Source organism: Rhodococcus sp. T7 (genome assembly GCF_009872365.1).
Taxonomy (GTDB): Bacteria; Actinomycetota; Actinomycetes; order Mycobacteriales; family Mycobacteriaceae; genus Rhodococcus_F.
Map to the genome: position 1 here is coordinate 62,832 of NZ_WXYH01000322.1, position 16,376 is coordinate 79,207.

Below are 16,376 nucleotides of genomic sequence, written 5' to 3' on the forward strand. Positions count from 1 at the left end.
GATGGCCACATTGTCCGACCGGCTCGATCATCTGCTGGGGAAGAAGACAGCCGATGCGCTCGAGGAGGCGTTCGACATCCGCACGGTCGAGGACCTGCTGCGGCACTACCCGCACCGGTACGCCTCCCAGGGCCGGGAACTCGCCGAGAAGGACCCGCCGGAGGGCGAGCACATCACGATCATCGCCCGGGTCACGTCCGCGGCCGTCGTGAAGATGAAGAACCGGCCGGGCAGCATGCTCAAGGTGGTCCTGTCGACCGACACCCAGAACGTTGACGTCACCTTCTTCAGCCCGCAGAAGGTCAAGCACGTGATCAAGCCCGGCGTGCGCGCGATGTTCTCGGGAACGGTGAAGTACTTCCGCAGCAAATGGAGCCTCACCCACCCCAGCTACCTCGTCCTTCCCGAACCGCGCGCGGGCAGCGAGGACCCCGTCGTGAACGTCGGCCGGATCCGCGGCGCCGGGGACCTCGCGGGCATCGCCCGGGCGTCACAGGAAGCCGGAGCCGGGGTCGACATGTCGGTGTTCGACCGCGCGCTGATCCCGCTCTACCCCGCCACCCGGGATGTGGAGAGCTGGACGATCATGAAATGCGTCCGCCAGATCCTGGACCAGCTCGACCACGTCGACGACCCGCTACCGGAGAACATCAGGGCCGAACGGGACCTGATCGGACTCGACGAAGCCCTGCGGTCGGTCCACCTGCCCGACACCCGCGAGGACGTCGAGAACGCCCACGACCGACTGCGGTTCGACGAGGCGACCGCGCTGCAACTGGTGCTCGCCCGTCGCCGCCACGACAACGCCGAGCGGGTCGCACCGGCGTGCCCGCCCGTGCCCGGTGGGATCGCGGACGTGTTCGAGAGCATGCTCCCTTTCCAGCTCACCGACGGTCAGCACTCGGTCGCCGACGAGATCTCCGCCGATCTGGCGCAACCGCACCCGATGAGCAGGCTGCTGCAGGGTGAGGTCGGTTCGGGCAAGACGATCGTGGCCCTGCGTGCCATGCTGCAGGTGGTCGACGCCGGCTACCAGTGCGCGCTGCTCGCACCCACCGAGGTACTCGCCACGCAGCACGCCCGATCGCTGCGGGCGATGCTCGGCTCCCTCGCGACCGCCGGTGAACTCGGGGCGCACGAGAAGGCGACGCGGGTGGCGCTGCTGACGGGGTCGATGGGCGTTGCCGCCAAACGGACGGCCTTGAACGAGGCGATCACCGGCGACGCCGGAATCGTCATCGGGACGCACGCCCTCATCCAGGACAACGTCGAATTCTTCAACCTCGGGATGGTGGTCGTCGACGAGCAGCACCGGTTCGGTGTCGAGCAGCGTGACCGGCTGCGGTCGAGGGCGCGGGAGGGGCTGAGCCCGCACCTGCTGGTGATGACGGCGACGCCGATTCCCCGCACCATCGCGATGACGGTGCTCGGCGATCTGGAGGTGTCGACGCTGCGCCAGCTGCCGAAGGGACGTTCCCCGATCAAGAGCAGTGTGGTACCCGCGTCCCAGAAGCCGCAGTGGGTCGCGCGGGCGTGGGAACGGATCCGCGAGGACGTGGCCGACGGGCGGCAGGCGTACGTGGTGTGCTCACGGATCGGCGACGGCGAGAAGGGCGACGGTGAGGACACGTTCGACGAGAAGGCGCCCGAGACGAAGTCCGCCGTCGACGTGTTCGAGGAACTGAGCGGCGACATCATGGCCGACCTGCGGGTGGGACTGCTGCACGGCAGGCTGCCCGCGGACGAGAAGGACGCGGTGATGCGCGACTTCACGGCCGGAGACATCGACGTCCTCGTGTGCACCACGGTGGTGGAGGTCGGCGTCGACGTCCCCAACGCGACGATCATGGTGATCGTCGACGCGGACCGGTTCGGTGTCAGTCAGCTGCACCAGTTGCGCGGACGCGTCGGCCGCGGCAAACACCAGGGGCTCTGCATTCTCGTCACCGAAATGAACCCGGGCGGCCCCGCCTACGAGCGACTGTCGAACGTCGCGTCGACCAACGACGGCTTCGAACTCGCGCAACTCGACCTCGCCACCCGCCGCGAGGGCGACATCCTCGGTGCGGCGCAGTCGGGCACGACGTCCACGCTGCGGCTGTTGTCGCTGCTCGGCCACGAGGACGTCATCGCGGCGGCGTCCGAGTTCGCGCGGTCGGTGATCGCCGACGATCCGCGGCTCGAAAATCACCCGGGGCTGTCGGCGATGGTGACGTCGGCGCTCGACGCCGACCGCATCGAATATTTGGAGAAAACGTGAGAACTTCGCACGTCTGTTTCGGGTCTGTTGCAGAATTCGCACACGTCAGGGGCGTCTTTGTGAAGTTTGCGGAGAATCTTGCAATGTGGGATGCCTGTTCTCCACGGCCGTCTTCGGCGGGGTAGTTTGCTCCAATGTTCTCCAAAGTCCTGGTCGCCAACCGTGGCGAAATTGCGATCCGCGCTTTCCGTGCCGCCTACGAACTAGGTGCTGGAACGGTTGCGGTGTTCCCGTACGAGGATCGGAACTCGATCCACCGTCTGAAGGCCGATGAGAGTTATCAGATCGGCGAGGAGGGACACCCGGTTCGGGCGTACCTCTCCGTCGATGAGATCGTCTCCGCGGCCAAGCAGGCAGGCGCCGACGCCATCTACCCCGGCTACGGCTTCCTTTCCGAGAACCCGGATCTCGCCGCCGCGTGCGCCGAAGCGGGCATCACGTTCGTCGGTCCCTCCGCCGAGGTGCTCGAGCTCACTGGCAACAAGGCACGCGCGATCGCCGCGGCGAAGGCTGCCGGTCTGCCGGTGCTGGCGTCGTCGCAGCCGTCCGCCGATGTGGACGAGTTGCTGGCCGCGGCCGAGACCATGCAGTTCCCGCTGTTCGTGAAGGCCGTCGCCGGCGGCGGTGGCCGCGGCATGCGCCGGGTCGCCGAGCGCGCGCAGCTGAAGGAGTCCATCGAGGCCGCTGCCCGCGAGGCCGAATCGGCGTTCGGTGATCCGACGGTGTTCCTCGAGCAGGCCGTCGTCGACCCGCGGCACATCGAGGTCCAGATCCTGGCCGACGGTCAGGGCAACGTCATCCACCTGTTCGAGCGGGACTGCTCGCTGCAGCGTCGCCACCAGAAGGTCATCGAACTCGCACCGGCCCCGAACCTTCCGGAAGAGCTGCGGGCGAAGATCTGCGCAGACGCCGTCGCGTTCGCGAAGGAGATCAACTACTCCTGTGCGGGCACCGTCGAGTTCCTCCTCGACACCCGCGGCAACCACGTGTTCATCGAGATGAACCCGCGCATCCAGGTCGAGCACACCGTCACCGAAGAGGTCACCGACGTCGACCTCGTGCAGTCGCAGCTGCGGATCGCGTCGGGGGAGACCCTCGCCGATCTGGGCCTGAGCCAGGACAAGATCAAGCTCCGCGGTGCGGCGTTGCAGTGCCGCATCACCACCGAGGACCCGGCCAACGGGTTCCGTCCGGACACCGGCCGGATCACCGCGTACCGCACCCCGGGCGGTGCGGGCATCCGTCTCGACGGCGGTGCCACCCTCGGCGCCGAGGTGGGCGCGTACTTCGATTCGATGCTCGTCAAGCTCACCTGCCGCGGCCGCGACCTCGAAACCGCCGTGGCCCGGGCCCGCCGCGCGGTCACCGAGTTCCGCATCCGCGGGGTGTCGACGAACATCCCGTTCCTGCAGGCCGTGCTCGACGACCCCGATTTCAAGGCGGGACGGGTCACCACCTCGTTCATCGAGGAGCGCCCCGAGCTGCTCACGCTGCGCAGCTCCGCCGACCGTGGCACCAAGATCCTGTCCTACCTCGCCGACGTGACGGTCAACAAGCCGCACGGCGAGCGGCCGTCGTCGGTGTACCCGCGCGACAAGCTGCCCCAGATCGATCTGTCCGCCCCGCCGCAGGACGGCAGCCGCCAGAAGCTCCTCGCCCTCGGGCCGGAGGGATTCGCCAAGGCACTGCGGGAGCAGAAGGCGCTCGCGGTCACCGAGACCACGTTCCGCGACGCCCACCAGTCGCTGCTCGCGACCCGCGTGCGCACCAGCGGTCTGCTCGACGTCGCCGGGCATGTCGCCCGGATGACGCCGGAACTGCTCTCGATCGAGGCGTGGGGCGGTGCCACCTACGACGTGGCGTTGCGGTTCCTGCACGAGGACCCCTGGTACCGGCTGTCGGCGCTGCGTGAGGCCGTGCCCAACATCTGCCTGCAGATGCTGCTGCGCGGCCGGAACACCGTCGGGTACACCCCGTACCCGGAGAAGGTGACGCGGGCGTTCGTCGAGGAGGCCACCAACAGCGGCATCGACATCTTCCGCATCTTCGACGCCCTCAACAACGTCGACCAGATGCGGCCGGCCATTGACGCGGTCCGCGAGACCGGCACCTCGGTCGCCGAGGTCGCCCTGTCCTACACGGGCGACCTGTCGAACCCGAACGAGAAGCTGTACACCCTCGACTACTACCTGCGCCTGGCGGAGGAGATCGTCGAGGCCGGTGCGCACATCATCGCGATCAAGGACATGGCCGGACTGCTCCGCGCCCCGGCCGCCACCACCCTGGTGACCGCGCTGCGCAAGAACTTCGACCTGCCCGTGCACGTGCACACCCACGACACCCCGGGCGGACAGCTCGCGACGTACCTGGCCGCATGGCAGGCCGGCGCGGACGCCGTCGACGGCGCCTCGGCCGCCCTGGCCGGCACCACCAGCCAGCCGGCGTTGTCGGCGATCGTGGCCGCGGCGGCGCACTCGGAGCACGACACCGGCCTGGATCTGCAGGCGGTGTGCGACCTCGAGCCGTACTGGGAGGCGCTCCGCAAGGTCTACGCCCCGTTCGAGTCCGGGCTGCCCGCCCCCACCGGGCGGGTCTACACGCACGAGATCCCGGGCGGTCAGCTGTCGAACCTGCGCACGCAGGCCGTGGCCCTCGGGCTCGGCGACAAGTTCGAGGAGGTCGAGGCCAAGTACGCGGCCGCCGACCGGATGCTCGGCCGCCTTGTGAAGGTCACGCCGTCGTCGAAGGTGGTCGGCGACCTCGCCCTGCACCTCGTCGGCTCCGGTGCCTCCACCGAGGAGTTCAAGGAGAACCCCGCGAAGTTCGACCTCCCCGACTCGGTGGTCGGGTTCCTGCGCGGCGAACTGGGCACCCCGCCCGGTGGCTGGCCGGAGCCGTTCCGCACCCGGGCACTCGAGGGCCGCGGCGACGCCAAGCCCGAGGTACCGCTGTCCGCGGAGGACGAGAAGGCCCTCGCCGGCACGTCCGCGGAACGCCGCGCGACGCTGAACCGGCTGCTGTTCCCCGGCCCGACGAAGGAATTCCTCGAGCACCGGGAAAAGTACGGCGACACCTCGCAGCTGTCGGCGAACCAGTTCTTCTACGGTTTGCGCCGCGGCGACGAGCACCGGGTCCGTCTCGCGCAGGGTGTCGAGCTGCTCATCGGGCTCGAGGCCATCTCCGAACCCGACGAGCGGGGCTACCGCACCGTCATGGCCATCCTCAACGGGCAGTTGCGTCCGGTGTCGGTGCGTGACCGGTCGATCTCGAGTGAGATCCCCGCCGCGGAGAAGGCCGACAAGAACAACCCCGGCCACGTGGCGGCGCCGTTCGCCGGTGTGGTGACCCTCGCGGTCAGCGAGGGCCAGCACGTCGCCGCAGGGGACACGATCGCCACCATCGAGGCCATGAAGATGGAAGCGGCCATCACCGCACCCCGCGGTGGCACCGTCACCCGGCTGGCCATCGGATCGGTCCAGCAGGTGGAGGGCGGCGACCTCCTCGCCGTCGTGGCGACGGGGGAGTCCGCGAGCGAGTGACTCGGATCATCGCGGGACTCGCAGGCGGTCGACGCCTGCGGGTCCCGCCGAGCGGGACCCGGCCCACCTCGGACCGGGTCCGCGAGGCATTGTTCAGCGCGCTGCACAGCAGGATGGACCTCGAGGGCGCGTCCGTCCTCGATCTCTACGCGGGCTCGGGGGCGCTCGGCCTCGAGGCGCTGTCCCGGGGTGCGGATCGCGTCGTCCTCGTCGAATCCGACTCGAAGGCGGCGGGCGTCATCAAGCACAACGTGACGACGGTCGGCCTGCCCGGCGCGGAAGTCCGCGGCGCCCCGGTGGCTGCGGTGCTCGCGGGCACCGCCGACCGGCCGTATGACCTGGTGATGGCGGATCCGCCGTACGCCGTCGACGATGCGGCGGTGCAGACGGTCCTCGGTCACCTGCGGGTCAACGGCTGGGTCGGTGACGGCTCGATCGTGGTGCTCGAGCGGTCGTCGAGGTCGCCCGAGACGGCCTGGCCCGACGGCTTCGCGCCCGTCAAGGCGAAGAAGTACGGCGAGGCGAGAATCGAGTTGGCAACCTGCTACGGTCTGGACTCATGACTGGCGCTGTCTGCCCCGGATCCTTCGACCCTGTGACCAATGGCCACCTTGACGTGATCGGCAGAGCTGCCGCGCAGTTCGACGAGGTCATCGTGACGGTCATGGTCAACAAGAACAAGCGTGGCCTCTTCACCGTCGAGGAACGCATCGAGATGCTCGAAGACTCGACCGCTGATCTGCCCAACGTGCGGGTCTCCTCCTGGCACGGCCTGCTGGTGGATTACGCCAAGCAGCAAGGGATCACGGCGATCGTGAAGGGCCTTCGCGGTGCCAACGACTTCGACTACGAGCTGCAGATGGCGCAGATGAACCAGAAGCTCAGTGGTGTCGACACCCTCTTCATCCCGACCAACCCCACCTACAGCTACCTGTCGAGTTCGCTCGTGAAGGAAGTGGCCACCTTCGGTGGCGACGTCTCCGACATGCTCCCCGAGAAGGTGCACGCCCGCCTTCTCACGAGGATCGCCGAGCGCGCCGCCGAGAGCAGCTGATACCCGACACACCGGCTGCCAGGACCCACCCGCGGCGTCCGGTCGTGCAGACTTGCACGAGGAAGGCTGCGCCGACCTGCTGAGGGTCACGGACGATTGGGGTTGCTTGTGTACCGGGTTTTCGAGGCGCTCGACGAACTTGTCGCGATTGTCGAAGAGGCACGCGGCGTACCGATGACCGCCGGCTGCGTGGTTCCCCGCGGCGACGTCCTCGAACTGCTGGACGACGTGCGCGATGCGATTCCCGGTGAACTCGACGACGCCCAGGACGTCCTGGACCACAAGGACAAGCTGGTGGGGGACGCCCGCGCCAATGCGGAGAAGACCGTCTCCAGCGCCAACGCCGAAGCGAACTCCACCATCGAGAACGCCCGCGACGACGCCGACCGCATCCTGGCGGACGCGAAGGCGCAGGCCGACCGGATGGTGGCCGAGGCCCGCGCGCACGCCGAGCAGTTGGTCGCGGACGCGCGCGCCGAGGCCGAGTCCTCCGTCGCCGAAGGCCGGCGTGAGTACGACGCACTCACTGGTCGGGCGCGGTCCGAGGCCGATCGCATGATCGAGTCGGGCAAGGCGTCCTACGAGAGGTCCGTCGCGGAGGGCACGGCCGAGCAGGCGCGGCTCGTCTCGCAGACGGAGGTCGTCCAGGCCGCCCACGCAGAGTCGGCGCGGGTGATCGACTCCGCGCACGCCGAATCGGATCGTCTCCGCTCGGACTGCGACCTGTACGTCGACACGAAGCTCGCGGAGTTCGAGGACTTCCTCAACGGCACCGTCCGGTCCGTGGGGCGGGGCCGTCAGCAGTTGCGGACGGGTTCGGGTGTTCCCGACTACGCCTCCGACTACGACGTCGACGACCGCCGCGCCGAGCGTCGCCGCTGAGCGTCTGAACTCCCGATCGAATTTGGCTCCACAGCGCTCATTGCGTATCGTGGGGTGGTTGCCCTTTGTCGTTTCCCTTTTCTCGAAAGTGAAGTTTGTTGTCATCCCATCGCCACAGCTCATCGCGCTCCCGTCGGGACGCGGACTTCGTGCTGGACACGGTCAAACTCGGCCGTCGTCCCGGTTCGATGCGCACCGTGGAACGGGTGGTGACGGCGCCACGGCGTATCGGTCTCGACCTGATCGCCATCGAGGAAGGATCGGAGATCGATCTGGATCTCCGGTTGGAGGCCGTATCCGAGGGGGTCCTGGTCACCGGTTCGTTGCGAGCCGACACCGTCGGGGAGTGCTCGAGATGTCTCGAGCCGTTCTCCGACGCGGTGGACCTGACTCTCACGGAACTGTTCGCGTACCCGGACAGCGCCACGGAAGAGACCACGGAGGAGGGGGAGGTCTATCACGTCGTCGACGACGAGATCGACCTCGAACCCGTCGTGATCGACGCCGTCGGCCTCGCACTGCCGTTGCAGCCGCTCTGCAGTGACGACTGCCAAGGATTGTGCCCAGAATGTGGCGTTCGCCTGGCGATTGCCGAATCTGGCCACGGGCATGACATACTTGATCCTCGCTGGGCTGGTCTTGCAGCCAAATTTGGCGTGGATTCGGAACCCAGCAAGAATCTTGTGAACAACGAAGCCGAGGAGAAGTAGAAGTGGCTGTCCCCAAGCGCAGAATGTCGCGATCCAACACGAGGTCGCGTCGCAGCCAGTGGAAGACCACTGTGCCTACCCTCGTCACCTGCCCCAACCGTGGCTGCGGCGAGAAGACGCTGCCCCACGTCGCGTGCCCGTCGTGTGGCACATACAAGGGCCGCCAGGTCACTGCCGCCGTCTAGTTCTCCACGGAGAGGCGTTGTGACGAGCGACATCAGTAATACACCCGCCGGCGGCGAGGAGGATCATGCTTCCCTCCTCGCCGCCCTCGGCGTAGAAATCGAGCCTTCACTGCTCACCCTGGCGTTGACGCACCGCTCGTATGCGTACGAGAACGGTGGCCTGCCCACCAACGAGCGTCTCGAGTTTCTCGGTGACTCCGTACTCGGAGTCACCGTCACGGAGAAGCTCTACCTCGCGCACCCCGACAAATCCGAGGGCGACCTCGCGAAGATTCGGGCGAGCATCGTGAACATGCACGCGCTCGCGGAAGTGGCGCGCAGTCTCGGTGAGGGCGGTCTCGGTGCCCATCTTCTGCTCGGTAAGGGCGAGGAGATGACCGGCGGCCGCGACAAGCCGAGCATCCTGGCCGACGGCATGGAGTCGATTCTCGGCGCCATCCATCTCGAGCACGGAATCGAGACGGCGCGACGCGTCGTGCTCGATCTCTTCAGCGACCTCCTTCAGCGAGCCCCCCGCCTCGGCGCGGGCCTGGACTGGAAGACGAGCCTGCAGGAGCTGACCGCGGAGCGTGGCGTCGGAGTTCCGGCGTACGAGATCACCGCGACCGGTCCGGATCACGACAAGGAGTTCACCGCCACCGTGATCGTCGGCGGCAAGCCCCTCGGCGTCGGTATCGGCCGCTCCAAGAAAGAGGCCGAGCAGAAGGCTGCGAGCACGGCGTGGAATGCGTTGTCCGACGCAGGACCCGACGTAGCGACCGACGACGTCAGTGCCTGAACTACCCGAAGTCGAGGTAGTCCGGCGCGGACTCGAACGCCACATCGTGGGGGCGTCCATCGATTCGGTGGACATCCTGCACCCGCGGGCGATCCGGCGTCACCTGCCCGGTGCCGCGGACCTCGCCGGACAGCTCACCGGCGAACGGATCGCGGGCGCCGACCGTCGTGGAAAGTATTTGTGGCTGGTCCTCGAACCCAGCACGGTCGCTCTCGTGGTGCATCTCGGGATGAGTGGTCAAATGCTCGTGCAGCCACCGGAATTGCCGACCGAGAAGCATCTGCGTATCCGGGCCCGGCTCGATTCCGGTCTCGACCTCCGGTTCGTGGATCAGCGGACGTTCGGGGGCTGGGCACTCGCGCCTCTCGTCGACGTCGACGGTTCGCTCGTGCCGGACTCGGTGGCGCACATCGCCCGCGACCCACTGGATCCGCGTTTCGATCTCGCGGCCACCGTGAAGGTGGTGCGCGGCAAGCACACCGAGATCAAACGGGTGCTGCTGGACCAGACCGTCGTCTCCGGCATCGGCAACATCTATGCGGACGAGGCGTTGTGGCGCGGGCAGATCCACGGAAATCGGCTCACCGACAGGCTGACCGGTCCCCGGACTCGTGATGTGCTCACCGCCGCCCAACAGGTGATGCGTGAGGCACTCACCCAGGGCGGCACGTCGTTCGACGCGCTGTACGTGAACGTCAACGGCGAGTCGGGCTACTTCGACCGCTGCCTGTCCGCCTACGGTCAGGAGGATCGGCCGTGCCCGCGGTGCGGCACTGCGATCCGGCGGGAGAAGTTCATGAACCGCTCGTCGTTCAGTTGCCCGAAGTGCCAGCCGGCGCCACGGAGAAGCCCGGCGAGATGACGTGGGTGAGTCCGGCGGGCATGGGCTCTTCGGCGACCTGTCCGTCGGCGTCGTGGCGTGGCGTCGCCTTGGCGTCGAAGTAGTCGCCGCCTTTGCGTTTCACGTCGTCGGTTCCCCATTCACGGTGGCGGGGAACCGGTGCCATCCTCGGAATATGTTTGCGGCAGTGGATGTATGCCTCCTCCACGTCCACGACCACCCAGCGTTCGGGGATCCGCCCGCCGGAGTGGTCCACCGGCAGATCCGCGATCTCGGAGCGGAGGACCTCGTCGTCGACGATCCGGGCCGAACCGTTCACGTGCAGTCCGATGAGGTCCTGCACGAAGTCCACGAGAATGATTCCGACGTGCGGGTTTTCCAGGATGTTGCCGAGACTCGCCATGACACCGTTGCCGCGGTACTCCGGGTAGGCGAGGGTCTTCGAGTCGATGACGTGCATGAATCCCGGAGTCCCGGCACGCAGACTGTTGTCGCACTCGCCGGACGCGTCGGCGGTGGCGATGAACGCGATCTCCTGGCGTCCGACGAACTCGATCATCGTCGGATTGAGATGGTCCAGCATCTGATCCGAGTAGAACTTGGCGGCACGATCCCCGGTGCCGAACTCGGATTGAAGTCGGCGTTCTCCCGCACTCCCGATCTGGCCCATCTGCATTCCCCGCTACGTCTCGGCGTCGTTGGTCGGTTCACCCTACGGCCCACCGGTTCCCACTGCTGAGAATCGACGTTCACAAATCGGTGGAAACCGGTGCCGCCCACCCGCCTACCTGGCGTTGCGCCCGTCGGTGGCAGGATTGAGCGCATGGCAGAACAGACTTCCGACACGACGGCGCCCACCTCACTGTGGGTCGAGCGAACGGGCACCCGGCTGTACACCGGCCGCAGCTCCCGCGGCGCCGAGGTCCTGATCGGCTCCGAGGGCGTGGAGGGCGTGTTCACCCCCGGGGAACTTCTGAAGATCGCACTCGCCGCGTGCAGCGGAATGAGCTCGGACTTCCCGCTGTCGCGGCGCCTGGGCGACAACTACGAGGCCACCATCCGGGTGTCCGGCGCCGCCGACCGGGAGAACGAGGTGTACCCGCAGCTCGACGAGGTGCTCGAGCTCGATCTCAGCGAACTCGACGCCGACGCGCAGGCGCGTCTGGTCACGCTCGTGGAACGGTCGGTCGACAAGGTGTGCACGGTCGGGCGGACGCTGAAGGCCGGGACGAAAGTCACGTTGTCCGTCGAGAAGGAACAGTGATGCGTCGCGAGCTCGCCGCACTCGCGGGCGGGTCGGTGCTCTGCGCGGGCCTGCTCGTGGTCGCGCCTGCTGCGGCCGGGCCCGCGTTCTCGCCCCCCGGCGGCGCCTGCACCCCGTGGTCCGTGTCGGAGGTGACGTCCGGCGCGGGCGTGCTCGAGAACCTGGCCTTCGATGGCGCGGGCACCATGCTGGTGTCGCGGACGGGTCTGGTGGGCGGCGGAGCCCTGGACGGGGTCAGCCCCGACGGCACCGTCACCCCGATCGTGCCGGAGGTCGAGTCGCCGGGCGGGATCGCCGTGGACGGCGCCGACGCGTACTTCGCCACGGGGAACTCCTTCGCCTCCGGGGTCACGGGCTCGACGAGCGGCACCGTCGACGTCGTGAATCTCGACACCGGTGACACGAGCACCGTGGCCGAGGGGCTGGTGATGCCGAACGGGCTCGTCCGGCTGAGCAACGGCGACATCCTCACCGCGCGGAATCTCGGCTCCGGGGCCGGACTGACCCGCGTCCCGGCCGAGGACCCCCACACACCGGAGGTCGTGCGCACCGATCTGGGAACGGTCGACGGACTCGCCGTGCACGACGGCAACGTCTACACGGTCACGACGTTCGACACCACCACGACGCTGCGCATCCTCCGCGAAGACGACCTCCGCGGTCCTGTCGTGTCCGTGGAGTTGCCCGGCTCCGGGCCGCTCAACGCCGCCGACGACCTCACCGTCGGACCGGACGGCATCGTGTACGTCGCGTACAACGGTGGCGGCAAGGTGGTCCGGGTCGATCCGGCGACGGGGGAGAGCTGCGCCCTGGCGTCCGGGCTGCCCCTCGTGTCGTCGGTGCGCTTCGGTGCCGGACCGGGCTGGGACCCGGATGCGCTCTACGCCACCAGCTTCACCGGGAAGATCTACAAGCTCGAACGGTCGTGACGGACATGGAGCGAATGACAGCGTGGGTGCACGGGTACGTGCAGGGTGTCGGATTCCGGTGGTGGACCCGCGCCCGCGCACTCGAACTCGGCCTCGTCGGTTACGCGGCCAACCAGAAGGACGGCCGGGTACTCGTCATCGCCGAGGGACCCCGGGACAAGTTGGACACCCTGCTGACATTGCTGCGGTCGGGAGACACGCCCGGCGCGGTGGATCTCGTCGTGGAGCAATGGGATTCCCCCCGCGGCGACCTCACCGGGTTCGTCGAACGGTGAACCGAAGGTAAAGTTCTCCGTCATGCATCTGAAGAGTCTGACGCTGAAGGGATTCAAATCCTTTGCGTCCGCAACGACTCTGCGATTCGAGCCGGGAATCACCTGTGTCGTGGGGCCCAACGGGTCGGGTAAGTCCAACGTCGTCGACGCCCTCACCTGGGTGATGGGTGAGCAGGGGGCGAAGGCGCTGCGCGGCGGCAAGATGGAAGACGTGATCTTCGCCGGCACCGCCGGGCGGGCGCCCCTCGGGCGTGCCGAGGTGACGCTGACCATCGACAACTCCGACGGCGCCTTGCCGATCGACTACTCCGAGGTGTCGATCACCCGGCGCATGTTCCGCGACGGCGCCGGCGAATACGAGATCAACGGCAGCTCGTGCCGGCTGATGGACGTGCAGGAACTGCTCAGCGACTCCGGTATCGGCCGGGAGATGCACGTGATCGTCGGGCAGGGCCGCCTCGCCGCCATCCTCGAATCGCGTCCGGAGGACCGGCGCGCGTTCATCGAAGAGGCCGCCGGGGTGCTCAAGCACCGCAAACGCAAGGAAAAAGCGGTCCGCAAACTCGACGCGATGCAGGCCAACTTGGCGCGCTTGAACGACCTCACGGCGGAACTGCGCCGACAGCTCAAACCGCTCGGGCGGCAGGCCGAGGTGGCCCGCCGTGCGCAGACCGTGCAGGCCGACCTCCGCGACGCGAAGCTGCGGCTCGCCGCCGACGACTTGGTGACGCGGCGTGAGGAGCTCGCCGACCAGGCGCAGGACGAGAAGGTTGCCCGCGAACAGCACGACCAGGTCACCGAGGCGCTCGACGAGGCCAATCTCGAGCTGGGACGGCACGAGCAGGAACTGTCGAGGCTCACACCGGGTGCGGAAGCGGCCGCGCAGACGTGGTTCCAGCTGTCGGCGCTCGCGGAGCGCGTCAACGCGACCATCCGCATCGCCCGCGAGCGGGCGCGCCACCTCGACTCCGAGCCGTCCGCGAACCGCGGTCAGGATCCGGACGAGATGGAGGCCCGCGCCGACCGGATCGCGGCGGAGGAAATGGAACTCGTCGAAGCCGTCGAAATGGCCCGCGCGGCGCTGGACGCGGCCAAGGAGCAACTGGCGCTGGGGGAGGAGACCGCCGCCGCCGCGGAACGGGCCCACATGGCGGCGGTGCGCGCGATCGCCGACCGCCGTGAAGGCCTGGCCCGGCTGTCCGGGCAGGTCGACACCCTGCGCACCCGCGCCGACTCCGTCGACGCCGAAGTGTCGCGGCTGACCGTCGCGATCGACGAGGCCCGACGGCGCGGCGACGCGGCGCAGTCCGAGTTCGAGGTCGTCCAGGACGAGATCGGCGACCTCGACGCCGGTGAACTCGGGCTCGACTCCCACCACGAGCGTGCCGTCGAGGCGCTGCGCCTGATCACCGAACGCGTCACCGAACTCCAGGCCGAAGAACGCGCCGCCGGGCAGGAAGTGGCGTCGCTGCGCGCCCGGATCGACGCGCTGTCGATGGGCCTCGAACGCAAGGACGGCGCAGGCTGGCTCGTCGAGAACCGGGGCGAGCACGGTATCCGGGGACCGATCGGGGGTCTCATCACCGTCGAAAAGGGGTACGAAGGTGCGGTCGCGGCAGCGATGGGTCCCGCCGCGGACGCCGTCGTCGCCGAATCCCTCGACGCCGCCCGCGGCGCGGTCGGTGCGCTGAAGGAGACGGACAGCGGCCGGGCGTCCCTGGTCATCGGCACCGATCAAGCCGTGCCGAACGGTGGGCACCTGGATTCCGGCGCCCGGTGGGCCGTCGACGTCATCGACTGCCCCGCCGAATTGCGGACCGGGCTTGCGGCACTCCTGGGCGGAGTGGTCGTGGTCGACTCCCTCGACGACGCCGTCGAACACGTCCGGCGCAGACCCGACGTGCGCGCCGTCACCCGCGACGGAGATCTCCTCGGGGCGGGCTGGATGAGCGGCGGCTCCGACCGCCAGCCGAGCACCCTCGAGGTCCAGGCCGCCATCGACAACTCGGTGCAGGACCTCGCTCGCGCCGAACGTCGCGCCGAGGAATTGTCCGCGGCACTGTCCGGCGCCGTCGCGGAACAGGCCGACCGCCAGGAGAACGCCGAGCAGGCACTGGCCGCGCTGAACGAATCCGACGCCGCGATGTCGGCCATCTACGAACGCCTCGGCCGCCTCGGCCAGGCCGCCCGGGCCGCGCATGCCGAATCCGATCGGCTCATGGCGCAGCGAGACAAGGCCGAGAGCGGTCGCGAGGACACGCTCACTGCGCTGGCCGAACTCGAGGAGCGGCTGCGGATGGCGGAACAGGAGGCCTCGCCCGCCGGCGCCGACACGGGGGGTTCCGATTCGACGAGCATCGATCGGGAGATGGCCGCCGCGGCCCTGGCGGAAGTGCGGGCCGTGGAGGTCGAGGCCCGGCTGTCCGTGCGGACGGCCGAGGAACGGGCCGAGTCGGTGCGCGGCAAGGCCGATTCGCTGCGCCGCGCCGCCCAGGTGGAACGCGACGCGCGTGCCCGGGCCGAACGCGCGATGAAGGCCCGGCAGAACGCGGCCGCCGTCGCGGCGGCGGTCGCCGAGTCCGGACAGCGGGTCGCCGAGCACCTCGGTGAGGTCGTCGACGCCGCGATGGCGCACCGGGACGATCTCGCCCGGGCCCGCACCGAGCGGACGACCCAACTCGAACAGGTGAAGGAGAGGGTGCGTCAGCTGACCGGACAGCTGGCGTCGCTCACCGACGCCGTGCATCGCGACGAGGTGGCCCGCGCGCAGGCCGCACTGCGCATCGAACAACTCGAGGAGGCGATCCTCGACCAGCACGGGATCGGCCTGGACGATCTGATCGCCGAATACGGTCCCGACGTGGCGCTCCCACCGTCCGCGCTCGAGATGGAGGAGTACGAGCAGGCGAAGGAACGCGGCGAACAGGTCACGATGCCCGCGCCGATTCCGTACGACCGCACCACGCAGGAACGTCGCGCGAAACGTGCCGAGAAGGACCTGGCGACGCTCGGCAAGGTCAACCCGCTGGCGCTCGAGGAGTTCGCCGCACTCGAGGAGCGCTACAACTTCCTCTCGACACAACTCGAGGACGTGAAGACCGCCCGCAAGGACCTCCTCGGTGTCGTCGCCGACGTCGACGCCCGCATCCTGCAGGTGTTCACCGAGGCCTACGCGGACGTCGAACGCGAATTCGTGCAGGTCTTCGCGAAACTGTTCCCCGGCGGCGAGGGCAGGCTGGTGCTCACCGACCCGTCCGACATGCTGACGACCGGCATCGAGGTGGAGGCCCGGCCCCCCGGCAAGAAGGTCAAGCGGCTGTCGTTGCTCTCCGGTGGTGAGAAATCGCTCACGGCCGTGGCAATGCTCGTGGCGATCTTCCGGGCCAGGCCGTCCCCCTTCTACGTGATGGACGAGGTGGAGGCCGCGCTGGACGACACCAACCTGCGTCGCCTCATCGGGTTGTTCGAGCAGCTGCGGGAGAAGTCCCAGCTGATCGTCATCACCCACCAGAAGCCGACGATGGAGGTGGCCGACGCGCTCTACGGCGTCAGCATGCGCGGCGACGGCATCACCACCGTCATCTCCCAGCGGCTCCGTGGCCAGGACATGGCGGCCGCGGACGCCTGATTCCGGCACCGACGGGGACCGTTCGCCCGGC

At 68.4% G+C, this 16,376-nt stretch carries 14 protein-coding genes; 13 read left to right on the forward strand and 1 reads right to left on the reverse strand.

Annotated elements, in window-relative coordinates; translation table 11 throughout:
* Window position 1 precedes the first annotated feature (1 nt).
* The 9 genes from recG (at window position 2) to mutM (ending at window position 10,270) form a co-directional block, all read left to right on the forward strand.
* The gene (gene recG, locus MLGJGCBP_RS25490; RefSeq protein WP_160098868.1) at window positions 2–2,260 is read left to right on the forward strand and encodes an ATP-dependent DNA helicase RecG; all 2,259 of its coding nucleotides are present in this window, start codon (window positions 2–4) and stop codon (window positions 2,258–2,260) included.
* A 134-nt stretch (window positions 2,261–2,394) separates the two neighbouring features.
* Window positions 2,395–5,799, forward strand: a complete 3,405-nt coding sequence (locus tag MLGJGCBP_RS25495; RefSeq protein WP_087556553.1) for a pyruvate carboxylase — start codon at window positions 2,395–2,397, stop codon at window positions 5,797–5,799.
* Window positions 5,796–6,362: a 16S rRNA (guanine(966)-N(2))-methyltransferase RsmD gene (gene rsmD, locus MLGJGCBP_RS25500; protein ID WP_160098870.1), complete on the forward strand. Its 567-nt coding sequence runs from the start codon at window positions 5,796–5,798 to the stop codon at window positions 6,360–6,362. Before MLGJGCBP_RS25495 ends, rsmD begins: the two co-directional genes overlap by 4 nt.
* The gene (gene coaD / locus MLGJGCBP_RS25505) at window positions 6,359–6,853 is read left to right on the forward strand and encodes a pantetheine-phosphate adenylyltransferase (protein ID WP_015890262.1); all 495 of its coding nucleotides are present in this window, start codon (window positions 6,359–6,361) and stop codon (window positions 6,851–6,853) included. Before rsmD ends, coaD begins: the two co-directional genes overlap by 4 nt.
* A gap of 108 nt (window positions 6,854–6,961) precedes the next feature.
* Window positions 6,962–7,735: a DivIVA domain-containing protein gene (locus tag MLGJGCBP_RS25510; RefSeq protein ID WP_087556551.1), complete on the forward strand. Its 774-nt coding sequence runs from the start codon at window positions 6,962–6,964 to the stop codon at window positions 7,733–7,735.
* Window positions 7,736–7,884: 149 nt separating this feature from the next.
* Complete coding sequence (locus tag MLGJGCBP_RS25515; RefSeq protein WP_087556550.1) at window positions 7,885–8,445, forward strand: YceD family protein; 561 nt, start codon at window positions 7,885–7,887, stop codon at window positions 8,443–8,445.
* Window positions 8,446–8,447: 2 nt separating this feature from the next.
* A complete protein-coding gene (gene rpmF / locus MLGJGCBP_RS25520) occupies window positions 8,448–8,630 on the forward strand; it encodes a 50S ribosomal protein L32 (protein WP_005240446.1) in 183 nt (60 codons plus the stop codon).
* Between the two features lie 19 nt (window positions 8,631–8,649).
* Entirely contained in the window at window positions 8,650–9,408 is a 759-nt protein-coding gene (gene rnc, locus MLGJGCBP_RS25525) for a ribonuclease III (RefSeq protein WP_072937778.1), read from the forward strand.
* Window positions 9,401–10,270: a bifunctional DNA-formamidopyrimidine glycosylase/DNA-(apurinic or apyrimidinic site) lyase gene (mutM, locus tag MLGJGCBP_RS25530; RefSeq protein ID WP_160098872.1), complete on the forward strand. Its 870-nt coding sequence runs from the start codon at window positions 9,401–9,403 to the stop codon at window positions 10,268–10,270. Before rnc ends, mutM begins: the two co-directional genes overlap by 8 nt.
* Here the strand turns inward: mutM and MLGJGCBP_RS25535 are convergent.
* Window positions 10,221–10,925: a pyridoxamine 5'-phosphate oxidase family protein gene (locus tag MLGJGCBP_RS25535; protein ID WP_160098874.1), complete on the reverse strand. Its 705-nt coding sequence runs from the start codon at window positions 10,923–10,925 to the stop codon at window positions 10,221–10,223. The two genes, mutM and MLGJGCBP_RS25535, sit on opposite strands and share 50 nt — an antisense overlap.
* Before the next feature lie 147 nt (window positions 10,926–11,072).
* Here MLGJGCBP_RS25535 and MLGJGCBP_RS25540 point away from each other — a divergent pair, with 147 nt between their 5' ends.
* From MLGJGCBP_RS25540 to smc, 4 genes are read left to right on the forward strand one after another with little or no spacing between them, the layout of a single operon-like run.
* Window positions 11,073–11,513, forward strand: a complete 441-nt coding sequence (locus MLGJGCBP_RS25540; protein WP_087556547.1) for an OsmC family protein — start codon at window positions 11,073–11,075, stop codon at window positions 11,511–11,513.
* Complete coding sequence (locus MLGJGCBP_RS25545; RefSeq protein ID WP_087556546.1) at window positions 11,513–12,442, forward strand: hypothetical protein; 930 nt, start codon at window positions 11,513–11,515, stop codon at window positions 12,440–12,442. Before MLGJGCBP_RS25540 ends, MLGJGCBP_RS25545 begins: the two co-directional genes overlap by 1 nt.
* Before the next feature lie 5 nt (window positions 12,443–12,447).
* Window positions 12,448–12,717, forward strand: a complete 270-nt coding sequence (locus tag MLGJGCBP_RS25550; protein ID WP_255314957.1) for an acylphosphatase — start codon at window positions 12,448–12,450, stop codon at window positions 12,715–12,717.
* Between the two features lie 22 nt (window positions 12,718–12,739).
* Window positions 12,740–16,345, forward strand: coding sequence for a chromosome segregation protein SMC (gene smc / locus MLGJGCBP_RS25555; protein ID WP_160098876.1), 3,606 nt, complete (start codon window positions 12,740–12,742; stop codon window positions 16,343–16,345).
* Window positions 16,346–16,376 lie beyond the last annotated feature (31 nt).